16 protein-coding genes and 1 other RNA gene are annotated in these 18886 nt (G+C 72.5%); 12 read left to right on the plus strand and 5 right to left on the minus strand.

Annotation, left to right across the window (positions count from 1 at the left end):
• Positions 1 to 6: 6 nt before the first annotated feature.
• The 3 genes from QRX60_RS13890 to QRX60_RS13900 form a co-directional block, all read right to left on the minus strand.
• Entirely contained in the window at positions 7 to 672 is a 666-nt protein-coding gene (locus tag QRX60_RS13890; RefSeq protein ID WP_286001197.1) for a response regulator, read from the minus strand.
• Positions 669 to 1823 (minus strand): sensor histidine kinase, encoded by a 1155-nt coding sequence (locus QRX60_RS13895; RefSeq protein WP_286001198.1) that lies wholly within the window; start codon positions 1821 to 1823, stop codon positions 669 to 671. Before QRX60_RS13895 ends, QRX60_RS13890 begins: the two co-directional genes overlap by 4 nt.
• A gap of 635 nt (positions 1824 to 2458) precedes the next feature.
• Positions 2459 to 3121 carry a hypothetical protein gene (locus QRX60_RS13900; RefSeq protein ID WP_286001199.1) on the minus strand — a complete coding sequence of 221 codons (663 nt, stop codon included), beginning with the start codon at positions 3119 to 3121 and terminating at the stop codon, positions 2459 to 2461.
• A gap of 175 nt (positions 3122 to 3296) precedes the next feature.
• On the opposite strand from QRX60_RS13900, the gene QRX60_RS13905 reads away from it, so the two are divergent.
• Both QRX60_RS13905 and QRX60_RS13910 read left to right on the plus strand, forming a co-directional pair.
• Positions 3297 to 4046 carry a response regulator transcription factor gene (locus QRX60_RS13905; RefSeq protein WP_276585749.1) on the plus strand — a complete coding sequence of 250 codons (750 nt, stop codon included), beginning with the start codon at positions 3297 to 3299 and terminating at the stop codon, positions 4044 to 4046.
• Entirely contained in the window at positions 4024 to 5538 is a 1515-nt protein-coding gene (locus QRX60_RS13910) for a sensor histidine kinase (RefSeq protein ID WP_286001200.1), read from the plus strand. The genes QRX60_RS13905 and QRX60_RS13910 overlap by 23 nt, the downstream gene beginning before the upstream one ends.
• Here QRX60_RS13910 and QRX60_RS13915 read toward each other — a convergent pair.
• On the minus strand, positions 5477 to 6109 hold the full coding sequence (locus tag QRX60_RS13915; RefSeq protein WP_286001201.1) for an O-methyltransferase: 633 nt from the start codon (positions 6107 to 6109) through the stop codon (positions 5477 to 5479). The two genes, QRX60_RS13910 and QRX60_RS13915, sit on opposite strands and share 62 nt — an antisense overlap.
• A gap of 88 nt (positions 6110 to 6197) precedes the next feature.
• Between QRX60_RS13915 and QRX60_RS13920 the strand changes: the two genes are divergently transcribed.
• The 9 genes from QRX60_RS13920 (at position 6198) to ffs (ending at position 15641) form a co-directional block, all read left to right on the plus strand.
• Positions 6198 to 8072 carry a glycosyltransferase family 39 protein gene (locus QRX60_RS13920; RefSeq protein WP_286001202.1) on the plus strand — a complete coding sequence of 625 codons (1875 nt, stop codon included), beginning with the start codon at positions 6198 to 6200 and terminating at the stop codon, positions 8070 to 8072.
• Positions 8073 to 8684: 612 nt separating this feature from the next.
• On the plus strand, positions 8685 to 9698 hold the full coding sequence (locus QRX60_RS13925) for an ABC transporter substrate-binding protein (protein WP_286001203.1): 1014 nt from the start codon (positions 8685 to 8687) through the stop codon (positions 9696 to 9698).
• On the plus strand, positions 9695 to 10630 hold the full coding sequence (locus tag QRX60_RS13930) for an ABC transporter permease (protein ID WP_286001204.1): 936 nt from the start codon (positions 9695 to 9697) through the stop codon (positions 10628 to 10630). The genes QRX60_RS13925 and QRX60_RS13930 overlap by 4 nt, the downstream gene beginning before the upstream one ends.
• On the plus strand, positions 10627 to 11415 hold the full coding sequence (locus QRX60_RS13935) for an ABC transporter ATP-binding protein (protein WP_286001205.1): 789 nt from the start codon (positions 10627 to 10629) through the stop codon (positions 11413 to 11415). Before QRX60_RS13930 ends, QRX60_RS13935 begins: the two co-directional genes overlap by 4 nt.
• Positions 11416 to 11440: 25 nt before the next feature.
• Entirely contained in the window at positions 11441 to 14149 is a 2709-nt protein-coding gene (locus QRX60_RS13940; protein WP_286001206.1) for a sensor histidine kinase, read from the plus strand.
• On the plus strand, positions 14146 to 14580 hold the full coding sequence (locus QRX60_RS13945; RefSeq protein ID WP_043776017.1) for a roadblock/LC7 domain-containing protein: 435 nt from the start codon (positions 14146 to 14148) through the stop codon (positions 14578 to 14580). Before QRX60_RS13940 ends, QRX60_RS13945 begins: the two co-directional genes overlap by 4 nt.
• Positions 14581 to 14594: 14 nt before the next feature.
• Positions 14595 to 14948 carry a DUF742 domain-containing protein gene (locus QRX60_RS13950; RefSeq protein WP_286001207.1) on the plus strand — a complete coding sequence of 118 codons (354 nt, stop codon included), beginning with the start codon at positions 14595 to 14597 and terminating at the stop codon, positions 14946 to 14948.
• Positions 14926 to 15525: a GTP-binding protein gene (locus QRX60_RS13955; protein ID WP_286001208.1), complete on the plus strand. Its 600-nt coding sequence runs from the start codon at positions 14926 to 14928 to the stop codon at positions 15523 to 15525. Before QRX60_RS13950 ends, QRX60_RS13955 begins: the two co-directional genes overlap by 23 nt.
• A gap of 21 nt (positions 15526 to 15546) precedes the next feature.
• Positions 15547 to 15641, plus strand: an RNA gene (gene ffs / locus QRX60_RS13960) — signal recognition particle sRNA small type.
• A 235-nt stretch (positions 15642 to 15876) separates the two neighbouring features.
• Here ffs and QRX60_RS13965 read toward each other — a convergent pair.
• Positions 15877 to 16701, minus strand: a complete 825-nt coding sequence (locus QRX60_RS13965) for a spermidine synthase (RefSeq protein WP_286003585.1) — start codon at positions 16699 to 16701, stop codon at positions 15877 to 15879.
• 72 nt (positions 16702 to 16773) lie between these two features.
• Between QRX60_RS13965 and QRX60_RS13970 the strand changes: the two genes are divergently transcribed.
• Positions 16774 to 18873 carry a DNA polymerase III subunit gamma and tau gene (locus QRX60_RS13970; protein WP_286001209.1) on the plus strand — a complete coding sequence of 700 codons (2100 nt, stop codon included), beginning with the start codon at positions 16774 to 16776 and terminating at the stop codon, positions 18871 to 18873.
• Positions 18874 to 18886 lie beyond the last annotated feature (13 nt).

Below are 18886 nucleotides of genomic sequence, written 5' to 3' on the forward strand. Positions count from 1 at the left end.
GCCAGTCTAGGCAGGTCTGTCGCCCGGGACGAGTCCGTGGCGGTAGGCGTAGACGACGGCGTGCACGCGGTCGGGCAGGCCGAGCTTGCTCAGCACCCGCGACACGTGCGTCTTGACCGTCTCCTCGCCGACGTGCAGCTGCCGCGCGATCTCGGCGTTGCTGCAGGCGTTGGCGATCAGCAGCAGGACCTCCCGTTCGCGGGAGGTGAGCCGGGCCAGCTCGGGTGGTTCGGCGGCCGCGGGTTCGAGCACCGACGCGAACTTCGCGACCAGCCGCCGGGTCACCGACGGGTCGATCAGCGCGTCCCCGCGCGCGGCCACCCGCATCGCGGCGACCAGCTCTTCCGGCGCCAGGCTCTTCAGCAGGAACCCGCTCGCCCCGGCGCGCAGCGCGCGGTAGACGTACTCGTCGGCGTCGTAGGTCGTGAGCACGAGGACACGGGTGTCGTTGCCCGGCGCGGCGAGGATCGCCTCGGTCGCGGCGAGGCCGTCGAGGCGGGGCATCCGGACGTCGAGGACCGCGACGTCCGGACGCAGGCGCGCGGTCTCGGCGACGGCTTCGCGGCCGTCGGACGCCTCCCCGACGCAGGTGAAGTCGGGCTGGGTGTCGAGCAGCGCGCGCATCCCGGAACGGAACATCGCGTGGTCGTCGGCCAGCAGGACGCGGATCATGTGCTCTCCACCGGGAAGGTCGTGCGCAGCTGCCAGTGCTCGCCGGTCTCGCCGTAGGAGACCTGGCCGCCGAACAGGGTGACGCGCTGGCGGATCCCCGCCAGGCCGCGGTGCGCGTGCTCGTTCTGGCTCGTGCGGCCGGGGCGCAGTCCGTTCGTCACCGTGAGCACGACCTCGGTGCGGCCGTGGTTCAGCTCGACGTCGACCGGGCCTTCGCCGTGGCGCAGGGCGTTGGTCAGGGCTTCCTGGGCGATCCGGTACAGGGCGACGTCGAGCGAGCCGGGGAGCTCGCGGGGTTCGCCGCGCAGGGTCAGCCGGGTCGGCAGGCCGGCGGCGCGGACGGTCTCGACCAGCTCGTCGAGGTTGTCCAGGCCGGGCTGTTCGGCGTTGGTTTCGGCGTGCAGGAGGTCGAGCAGCCGGCGCAGGTCGGCCATCGCCGAGCGGCTGGCGGACTCGACCGCGCCGAGCGACTTCCGCACGGGCGAGTCGCCGTCGGGCAGGCCGAGCCGGGCCGCGCCGGCGTGCACGCCGATGGCGCTGACGTGGTGGGAGATGACGTCGTGCAGGTCGCGCGCGATGGTCGTGCGCTCCTCGGTGACGGCCCTTCGCACGGCTTCTTCTTCGTGCTGGCGGCGTTCGTCGGCTTCGCGCTCGAGATCGGCGATGTAGGCGCGCCGGGCGGTGGTGTACCGGCCGACCAGCCACGGCAGGAGCGCGCTGACGCTGACGCTGATGGCGGCCAGCCGCCAGTCGGCGGCGGTGCGCCCGCCGCCTTCGATGCACCCGGCGGTGACGCCGGCGAGCAGGGCGAGGAGCGCGAGGACGGCGGGTTTCGGCCGCAGCCAGGCGCCCGCCCGGTAGCCGGCGATGAGGATGCCGGAGTTGTTCCCGACGACGTAGCCCTGGCAGGTGCACAGCAGCAGTGGCGAACCGGCGAAGAGGAGGGCGTGCGCGAGCGCGACCCAGCCGGAGTACCGGGCGGGACCGGCGAGGGCGGCGTTGACGGCGATCCCGCCGAGCAGGACCGCCCAGGCACGCCAGCCGGCTTCGCCGATCGGGCCACGGAGGGCGAAGAGGGCACCGTCACAGACGACACAGACCAGCGCGACCAGCACCGACTGGCGTCGCAGGGATCCACTGATGTCGTGCACACCCGCAACTCTGCCCTAGCCGGCGGCCGGAATGGGCGGGAACGCCCCGATGCGGCGGGAGGGGGACGCGGCACCGGGGCGCTCCCTGGAAGGGAGGGTCAGTGAGCAGGCGCGGCCGAGCCAGGGACGGGCGCGCGGCCTGCGGCGAGCGCCGCTGGCCAGTGGGTGGCTGCCCGGGCTTGCGGCGAGCGCCGGTCGCCAGTAGGTGGCTGCCCGGGCTTGCGACGAGCGCCGTTGGCCAGTGGGTGGCTGCCGGGCTTCGCCCGCGGGCCGCCGCCCGTGCGCTGGCGCCCGGGGCCGGCGGCGAGCGCCGCTGGCCTGAGGGCGAGCGCCGGTGGCCAGTCGGCGACCGTCCGGGCTTGCGGCGAGGACCGGTAACCAGCGAGCGGGCGCGGCCGGGCTGCGGCGAGCGCGGGTGGCCGCCCGGCCTTCGGTCTCTGCCGGGGGCCGAACGCCCCAATGTGGCGTTGGGTGCGTGGGACGCACCGAACGCCACATTGGGTGCGCTGGACGCACCGAACGCCACATTGGGGCGCTTGGGGCGGGCGGAGTCCGGGCCGCGAGCCGAGGCTGCGAGCCTGGGGCTGCGAACCGGGCCGCGGTGAGCCGGGGCGGTGAGCCGAGGCGCCGGGTGCTCAGTTCGTCGGGCGGGCCGAGTAGGTGCCGCCGCCGTTGCGGCGCTGGCCCGGCTGGCGCTGGCCGTCGAAGGCCTGGCCCAGCGAGGTCGCTGTTGCCGTCTGGCCCTCCACCTTCGCCACCACCGTCACGTTCGTGTCGCCCTGCTTCACGTCGCCCGTCTTCTGGGTCGATCCGTCGAGCGTGTACGTCTGCTTGTACCCGTCCTTGCTCGTCAGCGTCACCGACGTCGCGCTCAGCGCCGTGACGTCGCCGGTCTGGAGGCGCTCGGTCGTGTAGCCGCCGTTGCCGTTCGACACCACGAAGTCGCCGTGGAGTGCCTCGCGCAGCGCCATCATCCCGCCGCCGAAGCCGCCTCCCGGCATGCCCTGGCCCTGGCCGGGGAACCGGCCGCCGCCCGGGCCGCCGAATCCTCCCGGGCCCTGCTGGGCGGAGTTGTCGGCGCTGCTGGTGCCCGCCCAGATCGCCGCGCCGCCGCCGGCCGCGATCACCACCGCGATACCGGCCGCGATCGCCGTCTTCTTGCCGGACCAGCCCTTCTTCGGTGCGGCCGGGGCCGGGTCACCCCAGTTCGCCGGGGCCGGTTCGCCCCAGGCCGGGGTGCTCGCGGCGGGTGCCGGGCCGCCCTCGGGCGGCGTGTTCGGCGTCGGCTCGGTCGTCATCGTGTCCTCCGGTCGTACCCACACTGGTCCTGGCCAGGTTCACCGCCGAGGCTGTGTTTGAGCTGTGCGAGGCGTCAGCACGCGCTGTGGCTCCCTTACCCGAACGAACTACTCTCACAGGAAACGCACAGCGACGTCACAGTGAGCACTGAAGACCCGCCGAGAAGATGGCACCATGACCGCTATGAACGCCACGTCACCCGGCCCCGGCAAGGCCGACCTGCGCCGCGCCGACGGGAGCCCCGTGCGGGTCCTCGTCGTCGACGACGAGGCGACGCTGGCCGAGCTCGTGTCGATGGCCCTGCGCATGGAGGGCTGGGAGGTGCGCAGCGCGGGTGACGGCACGGAAGCCGTCCGGATCGCGCGCGACTTCCGGCCCGACGCCGTCGTCCTCGACGTCATGCTCCCCGACTTCAGCGGCCTCGAGGTGCTGCGGCGGATGCGCTCCGAGGCGCCGCACCTGCCGGTGCTCTTCCTGACGGCGAAGGACGCGGTCGAGGACCGCATCGCCGGGCTCACCGCGGGCGGCGACGACTACGTCACCAAGCCCTTCAGCCTCGAAGAGGTCGCGCTGCGCCTGCGCGCGCTGCTGCGCCGGGCCGGCGGGGTGACCGGTGCGAGCGGGTCGCAGCTGGTCGTCGGCGACCTCACCCTCGACGAGGACAGCCGCGAGGTGCACCGCGGCGGCGACCTGGTGCCGCTGACCGCGACCGAGTTCGAGCTCCTGCGCTACCTCATGCGCAACCCCAAGCGGGTGCTGTCGAAGGCCCAGATCCTGGACCGCGTGTGGAGCTACGACTTCGGCGGCCAGGCCAACATCGTCGAGCTCTACATCTCCTACCTGCGCAAGAAGATCGACGCCGACCGCGAGCCGATGATCCACACCATGCGGGGCGCCGGGTATGTCCTCAAGCCAGCGGGCTGAGCGGCGGCGGTTCCGGGTGCAGCGGCCCTGGTCGCTGCGGCGGCGGCTGATCGTCCAGCTCGCCGCCCTGCTCGCGCTGGTGTGCCTGGTCGTCGGCGTGGTCACGGAGTTCGCGCTGAGCGAGTTCCTCGTCGGCCAGCAGGACAAGCGGCTGGCCGCGGCGACCGAGCGCGCGTCGCAGCCGGGGAACCGGCCGCCCTGGACGTACGGCGAGTCGCCGCCACCGCCCGACCCGCTGCGCGTCCTCGGCCAGGGCGAAGGCACGCTCGCCGTGGTCCAGGCCGGTTCGACGGCCACGGCCGGGGTGCTCGACTCGAGCGCGGCCGGGACGTCGAAGCGCAAGGCGCCGTTCAAGGGCATCCCCAAGGAGCAGGTGCTGACGCTGCTCTCGGTGCCGTCCGACGGGAAGCAGCGCAGCATCGACCTCGGCGGCAGTCTCGGCGAGTACCGCGTCGTCTCGACCGTGGCGCCCAACGGGGAGAAGACCGTCATCGGCCTGCCGCTGAAGGACGTCAACGAGACGCTCTGGCGGCTGGGGTTCATCCTCGGCGCCGTCGCGCTCGCCGGGATCCTCGTGGCCGGCGCGGTCGGCGCGGCGACGATCCGGCGCACGATGAAACCGCTCGACCGGCTGGCCGCGACGGCGACGCGCGTCTCCGAACTGCCGCTGGACCGCGGCGAAGTCGCGCTGTCGGAACGGGTCCCGGACACCGACACCGACCCGAACACCGAGGTCGGCAAGGTCGGCTCGGCGCTGAACCGGATGCTGCAGCACGTCGCGAACGCGCTCACCGCGCGGCACGCGAGCGAGAACCGCGTCCGCCAGTTCGTCGCGGACGCGAGCCACGAGCTGCGGACGCCGTTGGCGGCGATCCGCGGGTACGCAGAGCTGACCCGGCGCAGCGGCGAGCAGGTGCCGCCGGACGTCGCGTTCGCGATGAGCCGCGTCGAGTCCGAGTCGCGCCGGATGACGACGCTGGTGGAGGACCTGCTGCTGCTCGCGCGCCTCGACTCCGGGCGCCCGGTGGTGCACGAGTGGGTCGACCTGTGCCGGCTGGTGGCCGACGCCGTCGCGGACGCGCACGTCGCGGGCCCGGGCCACAAGTGGCTGATGGACGTCCCGGGCGAGCCGATCGGCGTCCTCGGCGACGCGGGCCAGCTGCACCAGGTGGTGATCAACGTGCTGGCCAACGCCCGCACACACACCCCGGCGGGCACGACCGTGACGACCACACTGTCCACTTCGGACGGAGTGGTCCGGCTGCGCGTGGCCGACGACGGCCCGGGCATCCCGCCGGACGTCCTCCCGGACGTCTTCGAGCGCTTCGCCCGCGGCGACAACTCGCGCTCACGGGCGGCGGGGAGCACTGGGCTCGGGCTGGCGATCGTCGCCGCGGTCGTCGGGGCGCACGGCGGCCGGGTCGGGGTGATCAGCCGGCCAGGCCGGACGGAGTTCGAGATGACCTTCGCGCAGGCCCCGGCGCCGGAGTGACGTACCGGGCCACGACCGTGGCGAGGCCGGGGGCCAGCCGCAGTTCGGTCGCCAGCAGGTCCGGGTGCCGCAACCAGTGCAGCCGCGCTTCGTCGGGCTCGCCGCGGAACTTCGGCGGCCACGACGACATCGGGGTGAAGTCGTCCACGACCAGGCAGCCCTGCGGCCGGAGCCAGTCGCGCGGCTCCAGCGGTGGTTCCGCGCCCTTGCCCTGACCGCCGCCGTCCAGCACCAGCAGGTCGAACGGGGCCGCCGCGGCCAGGTCCGTCCAGTCGCCGTGCCGGAGCGTCACGTTCGGGACCCCGGCGAACAGCTCCGCCGCGGCCGCGTGCCGGCCGGGGTCCTGCTCGACGCTGGTCAGCGTGGTCCCCGGGCCGGCCCCGGCGGCGAGCCAGGCGAGGCCGACCCCGAAGCCGGTTCCGGTCTCGCCGATCGTGCCCCCCGCGACGCCGCCGGCGAGCACCCGCAGGAGCCTGCCCTGGGCGGGGTGGCAGGACCGGCCGAACCCGGCGCGCCCGGCGGCTCGCGCCGCGCGGCGCACCAGCTCGGGTTCGTCTGCGTACTCCGCCATGACTCCCTCACCCGGTCGAGGCCGATGCACAGCGCGCTCACAGCTTCGGCACAAGTTCACCACATGCGGCCTCGACACGGTGAGGCTCATGACGACCACGCTGTCGGCGCCCGAACACGCCCAGCCCGCTCCCGAAGCCGCCCGGAAACCGCGGTGGGTCACGCCTTCCGTCGCGGGGCTGCTGCTCGGCACCGGCCTGCTCTACCTGTGGGACCTGGCGAAGACGGGCTGGGCCAACGACTTCTACGCGATGGCCGCCCAGGCCGGCACGTGGAGCTGGAAGGCACTGTTCTTCGGTTCGCTCGACCCGGGCAACGTCGTCACCGTCGACAAGCCGCCGTTCTCCCTGTGGATCATGGGGCTCTCCGGCCGGCTCTTCGGCTTCTCGAGCTGGAGCCTGCTCGTGCCGGACGCGCTCGCCGGCGTCGCCTCGGTGGGCCTGCTCTACCTCGCCGTGCGGCGGCTGTCCGGCCCGGGCGCCGGCCTGCTCGCCGGGGCCGGGCTCGCGCTGACGCCGGTCGCCGCGCTCATGTTCCGCTACGACAACCCCGACGCCTTCCTCGTGCTGCTGCTCGTCGCCGGCGCGTACTGTGTCGTGCGCGCGCTGGAGCACGCGAGCACGAAGTGGCTGCTGCTCGCCGGCGTCGCGGTCGGGTTCGGCTTCCTCGACAAGATGCTGCAGGCGTTCCTCGTCCTGCCCGCGTTCGTGCTGGCGTACGCGGTGGCGGCGCCGACGTCGCTCGGACGCCGGATATGGCAGCTGTTCGCCGCGGCCGGCGCCGTGCTCGTGTCCGCGGGATGGTGGATCGTGGTCGTCGCGCTGTGGCCGGTCGCGGACCGGCCGTACATCAGCGGCTCCACCGACAACACCGTGCTGGAACTGGCTTTCGGCTACAACGGCCTCGGCCGGATCTTCGGCGAAGGCCGAGGAGGTGGCGGTGGCGGGACCTTCACGCCGCCCGCCGGGGTCGAACTCCCCGCGGGCGGGCGCGGCTTCGGTGGCGAGACCGGGCTGACGCGGTTGTTCAGCGGCGAGTTCGGCGGGGAAGCGTCGTGGCTGCTGCCCGCCGCGGTGCTCGGTCTGGTCGCCGGGCTGTGGTTCACCCGGCGCGCGCCCCGCACCGACCGGACGCGCGCGGCACTGCTGCTGTGGGGCGGCTGGCTGGTCGTCACCACGCTGGTGTTCAGCTACATGAGCGGCATCATCCACCCGTACTACACGGTCGCGCTGGCGCCGGGAATCGCGGCCACGCTGGGCATCTCCGCGCGTGAGCTGTGGCGGGGCCGGGCGAACTTCGCGGCCCGCACCGTGCTGGCCGTGCTGCTCGCGGTCACCGCGGTCTGGGGCTTCGTGCTGCTCGCGCGGACGCCGGACTGGCAGCCGTGGATCCGCTACACGCTGCTCGTGCTCGGCGCGGCCGGCGTCTCGGCGCTGCTCTTCGGTGCCGACCGGCTCCGGCGGACCGGCCCGGCGGTGGCCGTCCTGGGCCTGTGCGGCGCGCTGCTCGGGACGGCGTCCTTCACCCTGGCCACGGCGGCGACCGCGCACTCCGGCGGTACCCCGTCGTCCGGCCCGGCTGTCGCGAGTGGACGTGGGTTCGGCCCCGGCCGGTTCGAGGAGGGGCAGGCCGACACCGCGGTGATCGACCTGCTGAAGACCACGACGACGAAGTGGGCGGCGGCGCAGAGCGGTGCGATGCAGTCGGCCGGGCTGGCGTTGTCGAGCGGACGGCCGGTGCTCGCGATCGGCGGTTTCAGCGGCAGCGACCCGGCGCCGACGCTGGCGCAGTTCCAGCAGTACGTCGCCGACGGCGACATCCACTACTACGTCGCCGGCGGCCGCGGCGGCTTCGGCGGTGGCCGCGGTACCTCGGGGGAAATCCAGACCTGGGTCGAGCAGAACTTCGCGTCGCAGACCGCCGGGAGCACGACCGTTTACGACCTGACGAAATCTATCAGTTGATCGAAATTTGGCGCATTGTTTCAGGCGTGTTAACAGTCGAGGAATCATTCGCGGATTCGAGGCCGGTGCGGTACCGGCGGAGGCGTACACCTGTTCGATCACCCTCCCGGTGATCGGCGCATTGCGAACGATTGTTCGGTTCCGGTGCATAGCGCTCGGTGATGATCACCGCGTGCCGTAACGACGAGGGACTACAGCCCGTGCAGCTGCACGGGCCGCGGCCGGGATCTTGGCCGGGCGGCCGACAGAAACACTGCCGAACTTGATCTCCATGAGCGCGGATGTTGCTGGTTGACACGGTTGATGGTCACTCGTTCGGATGCACTGCCAGGGCGTTGTGGTGATCTTGTGCTACTCGCTAGGCTCTCCGCCGGGAGAGGGACAAGGGGTGGCTGACCCAGTGCGCTGAGTACTGGGTTTTTGGGATGCTCCCGGTCTTGTTCTCTCGCCATGACCCGATCAGGTGCGGCTGGAAGAGAGCAGTGATGACCGTGCGCGGTGGCGCAGCTCGGCCAGACCCGCCTCCTCGTTGTAACCACCCGTAGTACCGAGCACCGCAATTCCCCCTTTGGTACGGCACCACTCCACTTCCCCCGCAACTTGGAGTTCGTTGTGATTTCCCGTTCCCGCCCCCGTCTGCTGACGGTGCTCCTGACCTTGCTGACCCTCGCCGGGGTCACCGCGCTTTCGGGCTGCAGTGACAGTTCCGCCACCGGCACCGGCGGCAAGATCACCCTCGGGTTCAGCGCCTGGCCGGGCTGGTTCCCCTGGCAGGTGGCGCAGGAACAGGGCCTGTTCGCCAAGAACGGCGTGAACGTCGACCTGAAGTACTTCGACAACTACACCGACAGCATCAACGCGCTGTCCAGCGGGGCCATCGACGCGAACAGCCAGACCCTCAATGACACGCTCTCCTCGGCGTCCGGCGGCGCCAAGCTGTCGATCGTGCTGGTGAACGACAACTCCACCGGCAACGACAAGATCATCGCGCGGGACGGGATCAACGCCATCGCCGACCTGAAGGGCAAGAAGGTCGCGGTCGAGCAGGGGACGGTCGACCACTACCTGCTGCTGCTCGCGCTGCAGGAGGCGAAGCTGACCGAAAAGGACATCGAGCTGGTCAACCTGCCGACCGACGCCGCGGCGGCCGCGTTCGTCGCCGGCCAGGTCGACGCGGTGGGCGCGTTCGCGCCGTTCACCTCGAAGGCGCTGGAGCGTCAGGGCAGCCGCGCGATCTCGACGTCGGCGGAGTTCCCCGGCGCCATCCCGGACCACCTCGTCACGTCGCAGAAGCTGGTCAAGGAACACCCGAAGGACGTCCAGGCACTGGTGAACACCTGGTTCGAGACGCTCACCTGGATCAAGAACAACAAGGACGCGGCCGTCGGGATCATGGCCAAGCGCGGCGGCGTCTCCGACGCGGACTACAAGACCTACGACGCCGGCACCACGATCTTCACGCGCCAGCAGAACCTCGACGCGTTCACGCCCGGGGTCACCGCGCAGCACCTCGACTTCCAGGCGAACAAGATCGTCGACTTCATCGTGAACACCGGGCTCGCCCAGCAGCGGCCGTCGCTGGACGGGCTGTTCGACGACCAGTTCGTGAAGGCCGCCCCGCAGTGACCGGTCCGACCCAGCGCACCACGGCGTCCGGCTCCCCGGCCGACGAACTCGCGGCCGAGGAGCTGGAGGCCGAGCAGCGGCTCGCCGAACGGCAGGAGTCCGGCCGCCCGGCCTGGGCTCCGCTGCCGCGCCGCACCACGCCGAAGGTCGCGTCGGCCCTGTCTTCGCTGCGCACGCCGATTTCCGCGTCGGCGCGCTGGACGCTGGCGGTGCTGTCGTTCGCCACCCCGCTCCTCGCCTGGATCGTGCTGAGCGTCAGCGGGGCCGTCGACTCGACGTTCCTGCCGTCCCCGGCCGCGGTGGTCAAGGCAGGCGTCGACATGGCGAGCACCGGTGAGCTCTTCGACGACCTCTGGGCGACGACCCAGCGGGTGCTCGAAGGCTTCGGCCTCGCCATCCTGGTCTCGGTGCCGCTCGGCATCCTGATGGGCAGCTTCACCGCCGGGCAGGCGTTCTTCGAGCCGCTGATCGGGCTGCTGCGCTACCTGCCGGCGAGCGCGTTCATCCCGCTGCTGATCATCTGGCTCGGCATCGGCGAGCCGTCGAAGATCGCCATCCTCTTCATCGGGACGGTCTTCTTCAACACGCTGATGACCGCCGACGTCGTCCGCGGTGTGCCGGGCGAGCTCCTCGACGTCTCCTACACCCTCGGCGCGCGCCGGGGCGAGGTGCTGCGCAAGATCGTCGTGCCGCACTCGCTGCCGGGCATGATCGACGCGATCCGCGTCAACGCCGCCGCGGCGTGGAACTTCGTGGTCGTCGCCGAATTGATCAACTCGCAGGCCGGCCTCGGCCACCGGATCGTGCTGGCCCAACGGTTCCTGCGGACGGACACGATCTTCGCCGTGCTCGTGGTCATCGGGATCGGCGGGCTGGTCATCGACGTCCTGCTGCGCACGCTGCGCACGCGGGTCGGGAAGTGGGCGGCATGACGCTGGAACTGCGGAACGTCGCGAAGGACTACACCGTCCGCGGCGAGGTCACCCGCGCGCTCGACGGCGTCGACCTCGAGGTGCTGCGGGGCGAGTTCGTCTGCGTCGTCGGCGCGAGCGGCTCGGGCAAGTCGACGCTGCTGTCGCTGGTGGCCGGGCTCAGCCGGCCGACCGAGGGCGAGATCGTGCTCGACGGCGTCCCGGTGACCGGCCCCGGCCCGGACCGCGGGCTCGTCTTCCAGGCCGGCGCGCTGTACCCGTGGCGCACCGTCGAGAAGAACGTCGCGTTCGGGCTCGAGCTGCTGCCGGTCGACGCGGCCGAGCGCGCCAAGCGCGTCGACTGGTACCTCGCCGAGACCGGGCTCCACGCCGTGCGCAAGTCGCTGCCGAAACAGCTGTCCGGCGGCCAGAAACAGCGCGTCGCGATCGCTCGGGCGCTGGCGTGCGAGCCGGATGTCCTGCTGCTGGACGAACCCTTCGGCGCCTTGGACGTCCAGACCAAAGAGGACATGCAGGTGCTCATCCGCCAGGTGTGGGCCGACACCGGTACCACCGTGCTGATGGTCACCCACGACGTCGAGGAAGCGGTGTTCCTGGGCGGCCGGGTGGTGGTGCTCGCCTCCGACCCGGGCCGGATCGCCGCCGACGTCGAGGTGACGCTGCCCGCCGAGCGGGACCTGGCGGTGAAGCGCGAACCGCGGTTCCTCGCGCTGCGCGCCCGGATCGAGGACCTCGTCCGGGAGCAGCACCGCGGCCACGTGAGCAGGGTGGCCGCGGTCGAGTGAGTACGGAAGACGGGAAGGTGGCGGGATGAGGCACGGCGGGGCGACCGCGGAACGGGCCGGCGGTGGGGGGATCCTCGCCCGGCTCGGCATTCGCGGCAAGCTGAACCTGCTGCTCCTGCCCCCGCTGGTCGCGGTGGTGCTGGTGTCGGTGCCGTTCGTGCTGACCCAGGCGAACAGCGCCGTGGCCGCGACGCAGTCGGCGACGGTGGCGCGGCACACCCAGCAGCTCGGCGGCCTGGTCTGGCAGCTGCAGCGCGAACGGCTGCTCACCGGCGCGTACGTCGCGACGCCGTCGATGTCGCCCGACCAGATGCTCCAGCAGCAGAAGGCGGTGAACGCGGCGGTCGGGACCGTGCGGTCGTCGCTGGGGTCCGACGCGCCGGACGAGCTGTCCGCGGCGCTGACCCGGATCGGCTCGCTCGACGAGCTCCGGCAGAACGCCGAGCGGCGCGGTGTCGCGCTCGACAGCGTCGCCCGCACCTACCACGCGGTGATCGGCGCGGTAATCGATTCACTGCGGCTGGTCCCGCAGCTCACCAGTGACGCCGAGGGCACGCGGGAGCTGACCGCGCTGGAGGCGCTGCTGCGCGCGAACGAGGAGAACTCGTTGCGCGGTATGGCGTTGATCGTGACGGCGGTGTCGCCCGAAGCCGGCCGGTCCATCCTGGACGACGCGACCCAGCAGGCGCCGATCTTCACCGACCGGTTCGTCCAGCAGGCCGACGACGAGGAGGACGGCGACCAGGCCGCCCTGGTCGTCAACGTCGAGGCGAGCGACGCCGGCCGGCGGATCGAAGAACTCGCCGCCCAGATCGGCAACCCGCGGGACCCGGCGGCCACCTCCCGGTACGTCACGGACGTCCTCACCGCGTCGGAAAGCCAGGCGGGACAACGGAAACTGGTCCAGGAGCGGGTCACCGGCGAGATCGCCGACGCGGCGAACGGCCGGGCCGACGCCGGCACGCGGCTGGCGTGGCTGGTCGGCGTCGGCGCGGGCCTGCTGTTCCTGCTGGTCGCCTTCCTCGCCGTCGCGGTGTCCCGCTCGATCGCCCGGCCGCTGCGGCGGCTGACCACCGCGGCGACGTCGGTCGCCGACCTCGCCGGCACCGAGCTCGTCCGCGTGACCGACACCGAGGAGGCCGAAGCGCAGGTCCCGCGGCTGGCCACCATCGACGTCGTCTCGAGCGACGAGCTCGGCAAGCTGGCCGCGGCGTTCAACCGGGTCCAGACCACCGCGGCCGAGCTGGTCGAACGGCAGGCGCTCACCCGGCGCAACACCAGCCTGATGTTCGCGAACGTCGCCAAGCGCACGCAGAACCTCGTCGGCCGCCAGCTCGCGCTGATCGACGAGGTCGAGCGCAACGAGCAGGACACCCGGCTGCTGGCCAGCCTCTACCGGCTCGACCACCTCTCCACCCGCCTGCGCCGCAACGCGGACAACCTGCTCGTGGTGTCCGGCACTCGCGACGAGACGCGCATCGCCGGCCCGATCGAGCTGGCCACGGCCCTGCGCTCCGCGCTCGCCGAGATCGAGGACTACCAGCGCGTCAAGCTCGGGGTCGTCGCGGAGATCCTGCTGTCCTCGGCGCTCGGCGCCGACCTGGTGCTCGTGTTCGCCGAGCTGCTGGAGAACGCGACGTCGTTCTCGCCGCCGGGTTCGATGGTCGAGGTCGACACGATGTTCCTCGCCGGCGGCTCCTGCCTGGTGAGCATCGTCGACCACGGCATCGGCATGACCGCGGAGAAGCTCGCCGAGGAGAACCAGCGGCTCGTCGAGCGCGAACGCCTCGAGCTCGCGCCGACCAGCGTGCTCGGCCTGTTCGTGGTCGGCCGCCTGGCGCGGCGCCACGACCTGGGCGTCGAACTGCTCGCGACGCCGACCACCGGCGGCGTGACCGCGCGGCTGACCATCCCGCCGTCGCTGTTCAGCCACCGCTCCGGGCTGCTCCCGAAGGCCGAGCCGGCGCCGGTGATCCCGGCGCAGGCCGCGCTTCCCGTCCCGCCGACGGCGCGCCCCGCGGAAGCCGCGGCCGTCGCGTCTTCGGTGTCTACTTTGGACGTTCTGCGTCCGGTCGAGCCGCTGCCGGCGCCGGCGATCCCGGCACTGCTCGGCATCCCCCACGGCAACGGCTTCCGCTGGTTCAACCAGCTGGAACCGGTCTGGCCGGACGCCGAACCCGCCGAGGAACCCGCGGCCGAACCGGATGCCGAGACGCGCGGCGGCCTGCGCCGTCGCGTCCGCGGCGCCCAGTTGCCCAGCCCGGGCACGTCGGCGCCGGTCGCCGACGGCAAGCCGCGCCACGACCCCGAAGCGACCAAGTCCGCCATGGACGGGTTCCAGAGCGCTTTCGCGAAGGCCGCCGAGGTCGGCGCGATGGACACCGACCCGCCGCCCCCGCCGCCGACCGTCGTCACGGAACCCGTGTCACTCCCGGTGCGGGTCCCGGCCACGCCGTCGGCGGGGATCCCGGTCGCCCCGCAGTCCCGGGACGGCCTGGTCCGCCGGGTCCCCGGCGCCCAGCTCGCCCCGGGTCTGCGCCAGCAGGCCGCCGCGGGCAGGCCGGCCGCCCGAGCCGTCGTGAACCGCAGCAGGCGGGACCCGGCGGCCGAGCGAGCGGCGTTCGACGCGTTCGCCGCCGGCCTCGCCAAGGCGGACGTGGTTACGGCAGACAGCCCGCCGCAAGGCGTGGTCGCCGGTCGTGTGATGGAACGAGGAGAAGAGAGCAGGAAATGAGCATCCCCGCACCTGGCGTCAGCGTCGAAGCCCAGAACTTCAACTGGCTGGTGAGCCGCTTCGCGCAGCACACCGCGGGCGCGATCGCCGCCATCGCGGTCTCCGCCGACGGCTTGCTGATCGCGATGTCGTCGGAGCTCGAGCGGTCCAACGCCGACCGCCTCGCCGCGATCTCCTCGGCCATGCTCGGCCTCGCCCACGGCGTCTCCGAAAGCCACCCGCTCGGCTCGCCCGACAAGGTGATCATCGAGCTGGAGCACGGGTACCTGCTGGTCTGCACCATCAGCATCGGCTGCTCGCTGGGCGTCCTGGCCAACAAGCAGGCCAGCCTCGGCACGATCGCCTACGAGATGGCGATGTTCGCCAACCGCGCCACCGAAGTCCTCACGCCCGGCTTGATCGAGGAGCTCAAGAACACCGTCGGCAGTTAGGGAGGCTCGTCGCGATGACCGAAGAACCGGACATCTCGCTGCTGCGGCCCTACCTGATGACCTCGGGGCGTGCCCAGCCGGTCGACCAGAGCCTCGAGATCGAGGCGCAGGTCATGACATCCCGCCTCGGGGCGGCGTCGCACCCGAAGCTCACGTTCGAACGGCAGGAGATCGTCTCCCTCTGCCGGAGCACCATGTCGGTCGCCGAGGTGGCCGCCATGCTGGGCCTGCACATCGGCGTCGCCCGGGTCCTGGTGGCCGACCTCGCCGAGCTGGGCTACGTCGTCGTCCGGCGGCCGGCGAACCACAACTCGCACGACCTCGGCATGATCGAAAGGGTCATTCGTGGACTCGAAGCCATTCACTGAACCGGGGGTCCGCCCCCCGGCCCCGGTCAAGATCGTCATCGCGGGCGGCTTCGGCGTGGGAAAGACGACGGCGGTGTCGTCCATCTCGGAGATCAAGCCGCTGACGACGGAAGCGGCGATCACGTCGGTGGCGGCGAACGTCGACCGCACGGGCCACGTCCCGGCCAAGACCACGACGACGGTCGCCCTGGACTTCGGCTGCATCACGATCGACGAAGAGGTGAAGCTGTACCTGTTCGGCACGCCCGGCCAGGACCGCTTCGGCTTCATGTGGCAGGACCTGGTCCACGGCGCACTGGGAGCGCTGGTCATCGTGGACACCCGCCGCATGGACGACTGCTACCCGGCGGTCGACTACTTCGAGAACGCGGGCCTGCCGTTCGTGGTGGCGGTGAACATGTTCGACGGAGCCCTGGGGCACAACCTCGAGGACATCCGCTGGGCGCTGGCGGTCAGCGAGGACGTCCCGCTGATCACCTTCGACGCGCGGCAGAAGCTTTCGGTGCGGGACGCCCTGCTGGCGGTCCTGCACAACACGTTCAAGAAGGCCCGCGCCCAGGCGGGCGCGGGGGCCTGATCCCGGCCCGCTACACTTGACCTCGGACCCCGCGCGGCGTCCACCCTGTGAACCTCCCCAGGGCCGGAAGGCAGCAAGGATAAGCAGGCTCTGACGGGTGCGCGGGGTCCCCTTCTTTTCGGGCTCCGGCTCTCGGGGCTTCGCCCCTTCGCCGGGCCCTTCACTTCGTCCTTTCACCCGGGGGCCGAGCCCCCGGACCCCCACGGTGCCTCTGGCGCCGGTCGGGTGGTCTGCCGTGGCCTTCCTTGCCGGTCTGCTGTCTGCCGTGGCCTTCCTTGCGGGTTGCGGGGTCTGCCGTGGCTGGTCGTGAGTGTTTAGGGCGGTTCTAACCGCCCTAAACACTCACGACCTCTAGAACAGGCCCAGTACGTCTTCCGGGGGCTGGGGGGATGGGGGGTGGTCCTCGTCCGTTAGCGGGGTTGCCCGGCCTGCCAGTTTGCGCAGCTCCGCTCCGTGGACGCACCTTGCCGGGAAGCTCGCCGACGCTGTTCGGCGGGCGATCTCCGCCGTGGGGAGGTCGCTTGCCGAGGCTGCGAACACCAGGTTGCCGAAACGGCGGCCCTTCAGCACCGCCGGGTCCGCCAGCAGCAGGACCTCGGGGAACACCGTCAGCAGCGTCGCCAGGAAGCGGCGGGCGAACGGGAGGCCCGAGCCGTCCGTGATGTTGGCCAGGTAGATCCCCTCCGGACGCAGGATCGTCGCGATCGCCCGTGTTGCCTCCAGGGTCGCCAGGCCGCCGGCCAGGGTGGCGCGCTCGAACGCGTCGACCACCACCAGGTCCGCCGAGTTATCGCGTCTTGTCGCCAGGCCTTCGCGGCCGTCCGTCACCCGGACGCGCAGGCCTGGGACCCGCAGCCCCAGCTGCGTGCGGACCAGCTCGACCAGTTCGCCGTCGGCGTCGAACACCAGTTGGCGAGATCCCGGGCGCGAGGCCGCCACGTAGCGCGGGAGCGTGCACGCCGCCCCGCCGATGTGCAGCGCGTCCAGCGGGCCCGGGGGCAGGTGGTCGACCACGTCGCCGAACCGGCGGACGTAGTCGAACTCCAGGTTGGCCGGGTCGTCGAGGTCGACGTACGACTGGGCGACCCCGTCCACGGACACCAGCCACGCGTTGCTGCGGTCGGCGTCGCGGAGGAGCTCCGCCGTCCCGAACCTGACCGGGTACCGCCCGGGCACCGGACCAGGCCTGCGAGTGCGCGCCACGACCGGCGAGCCTAACTGTCGGACCCTCCCGGTAGATTCACGGGCGTGGCTCTCGCGCTGTACCGCAAGTACCGTCCGGCAACCTTCGCCGAGGTCGTCGGGCAGGAGCATGTGACCGAACCCCTCCGCACGGCGCTGGCCGCCGGGCGGATCAACCACGCCTACCTCTTCTCCGGCCCCCGCGGCTGCGGCAAGACGTCGAGCGCGCGCATCATGGCGCGCTCGCTGAACTGCGCCCAAGGCCCGACGCCGGACCCGTGCGGCGAGTGCAACTCGTGCAAGGCGCTCGCCCCCGAGGGGTCGGGCAGCGTCGATGTCACGGAGCTCGACGCGGCCAGCCACGGTGGTGTCGACGACGCCCGTGAGCTGCGCGACAAGGCGTTCTACGCGCCGGCGGAGTCGCGGTACCGCGTGTTCATCATCGACGAGGCGCACATGGTCACCACGCAGGGCTTCAACGCCCTGCTGAAGATCGTGGAAGAGCCGCCCGAGCACGTCATCTTCATCTTCGCGACCACCGAGCCGGACAAGGTGCTGACCACCATCCGCTCGCGGACGCACCACTACCCGTTCCGGCTGATCCCGCCGGGCGCGATGCGCACCCTCCTGGAGGGCAACGTCGCGGCGGAGGGCGTCGAGGTCGAGCCCGCGGTGTACCCGCTGGTCATCCGGGCCGGCGGCGGTTCGGCGCGCGACACGCAGTCGGTGCTCGACCAGCTGCTTGCCGGCGCGGGCCCGGACGGCGTTTCGTATTCGCGCGCGGTGGCGCTGCTGGGCGTCACGGACGTCGCGCTGATCGACGACATGGTGGACGCGCTCTCGACCGAGGACGCCGGCACGGTGTTCGGCACGGTCGAGAAGGTCACGGAGGCCGGGCACGACCCGCGCCGGTTCGCGACGGACCTGCTCGACCGGCTGCGCGACCTGGTGCTGCTGCGCGCGGTGCCGGACTCCGCGGGCGGGCTGGTGTCCGCGCCGGAGGAAGAGCTGTCGCGGATGGTCGCGCAGGCGGAGCGGATCGGCCTGGCCACGCTCTCGCGGTACGCGGACATCGTCCACAACGGACTCCTGGAGATGCGCGGGGCGACCTCGCCCCGGCTGGTGCTCGAGCTGTTGTGCGCGCGGATGCTGCTGCCGTCGGTGACGGAGGCGGAGAACGCGCTGCTGGCCCGGCTCGAGCGGCTGGAACGCCGCGCGACGCTGGCCGGCGGAGGTGGCGCGCCTGCCGAGGGTGGCGTGGAGCCCCCGGTGCGGGCGGCGCCGGAGCGGGCGTTCTCACGTCCTTCGCAGCGTCCGGCTTCGGCCGGGCCGGCGCCGGTCGCGGCCCCGGAACCCGCGAGGCCCGAGCCCGCCGCACGTCCCGCGCCCACCCCCGAGCCCGTTCCGGCCGCGGAGCCGGTTCCCGCCGCCAAGTCCGCGGACAGCGGCTGGGGGACGCCGCGAACTCCTGGTGGCGACACGCCGGCCGCTGCCGCTGCCGCTGCCACCGCGCCGGCCGCCGCCCCGCCGGCCGCGGCCCCGAGCGCTCCGGCTCAGGAAGCGCCCGCGGCGTCCGGAGCCCTGGACGCCGCCGCGATCCGGAACGTCTGGCCACAGCTCATGACCGCCCTGCGCAAGTTCACCGGTGGCCGCAGCCTCGAGGCGATGCTCACCCAGGCGACGGTCGCGACCGTCGAGGGGAACTCCCTCACCCTCACCCACAAGTCCGAACCCCTGGCCCGCCGCCTGTCCGACCAGGACAACGCCCGCAAGATCGCCGGCGCGCTGTCGGACGTCGTCGGGGGCGACTGGCAGGTCCGCTGCGTGCACGGCAGCGCCCCGGCCGCGACCGCCGCGCGGCCGCAGCAGGCCGCGCCCGCGCCGGAACGGTCGTTCACCCGGCAGTCGGCGGCCCCGGCCGCCGCGCCCGCCGAAGCGCCCGCCCGGCCCGCGCCGGCACCCGCCGCACCGGCCCGTCCCCGGGTGGCCACCTCCGAGCCGGACATCCCGCTGCCCCCGGAACCCGCCGACGAGGACGACGAGGACCTCTACAACGAGGACGCCAGCCCGGCCCCGCCGCCGCCCCCACCGCCGCCGGACAAGGACCCGGACGAGCTGGCCCGCAAGCTGCTCTCGGACCACCTCGGCGCCCGCCCGCTCGACTGAACCCGGCCGCCGA

This window comes from Amycolatopsis mongoliensis (assembly GCF_030285665.1).
GTDB classification, from domain to species: Bacteria; Actinomycetota; Actinomycetes; order Mycobacteriales; family Pseudonocardiaceae; genus Amycolatopsis; species Amycolatopsis mongoliensis.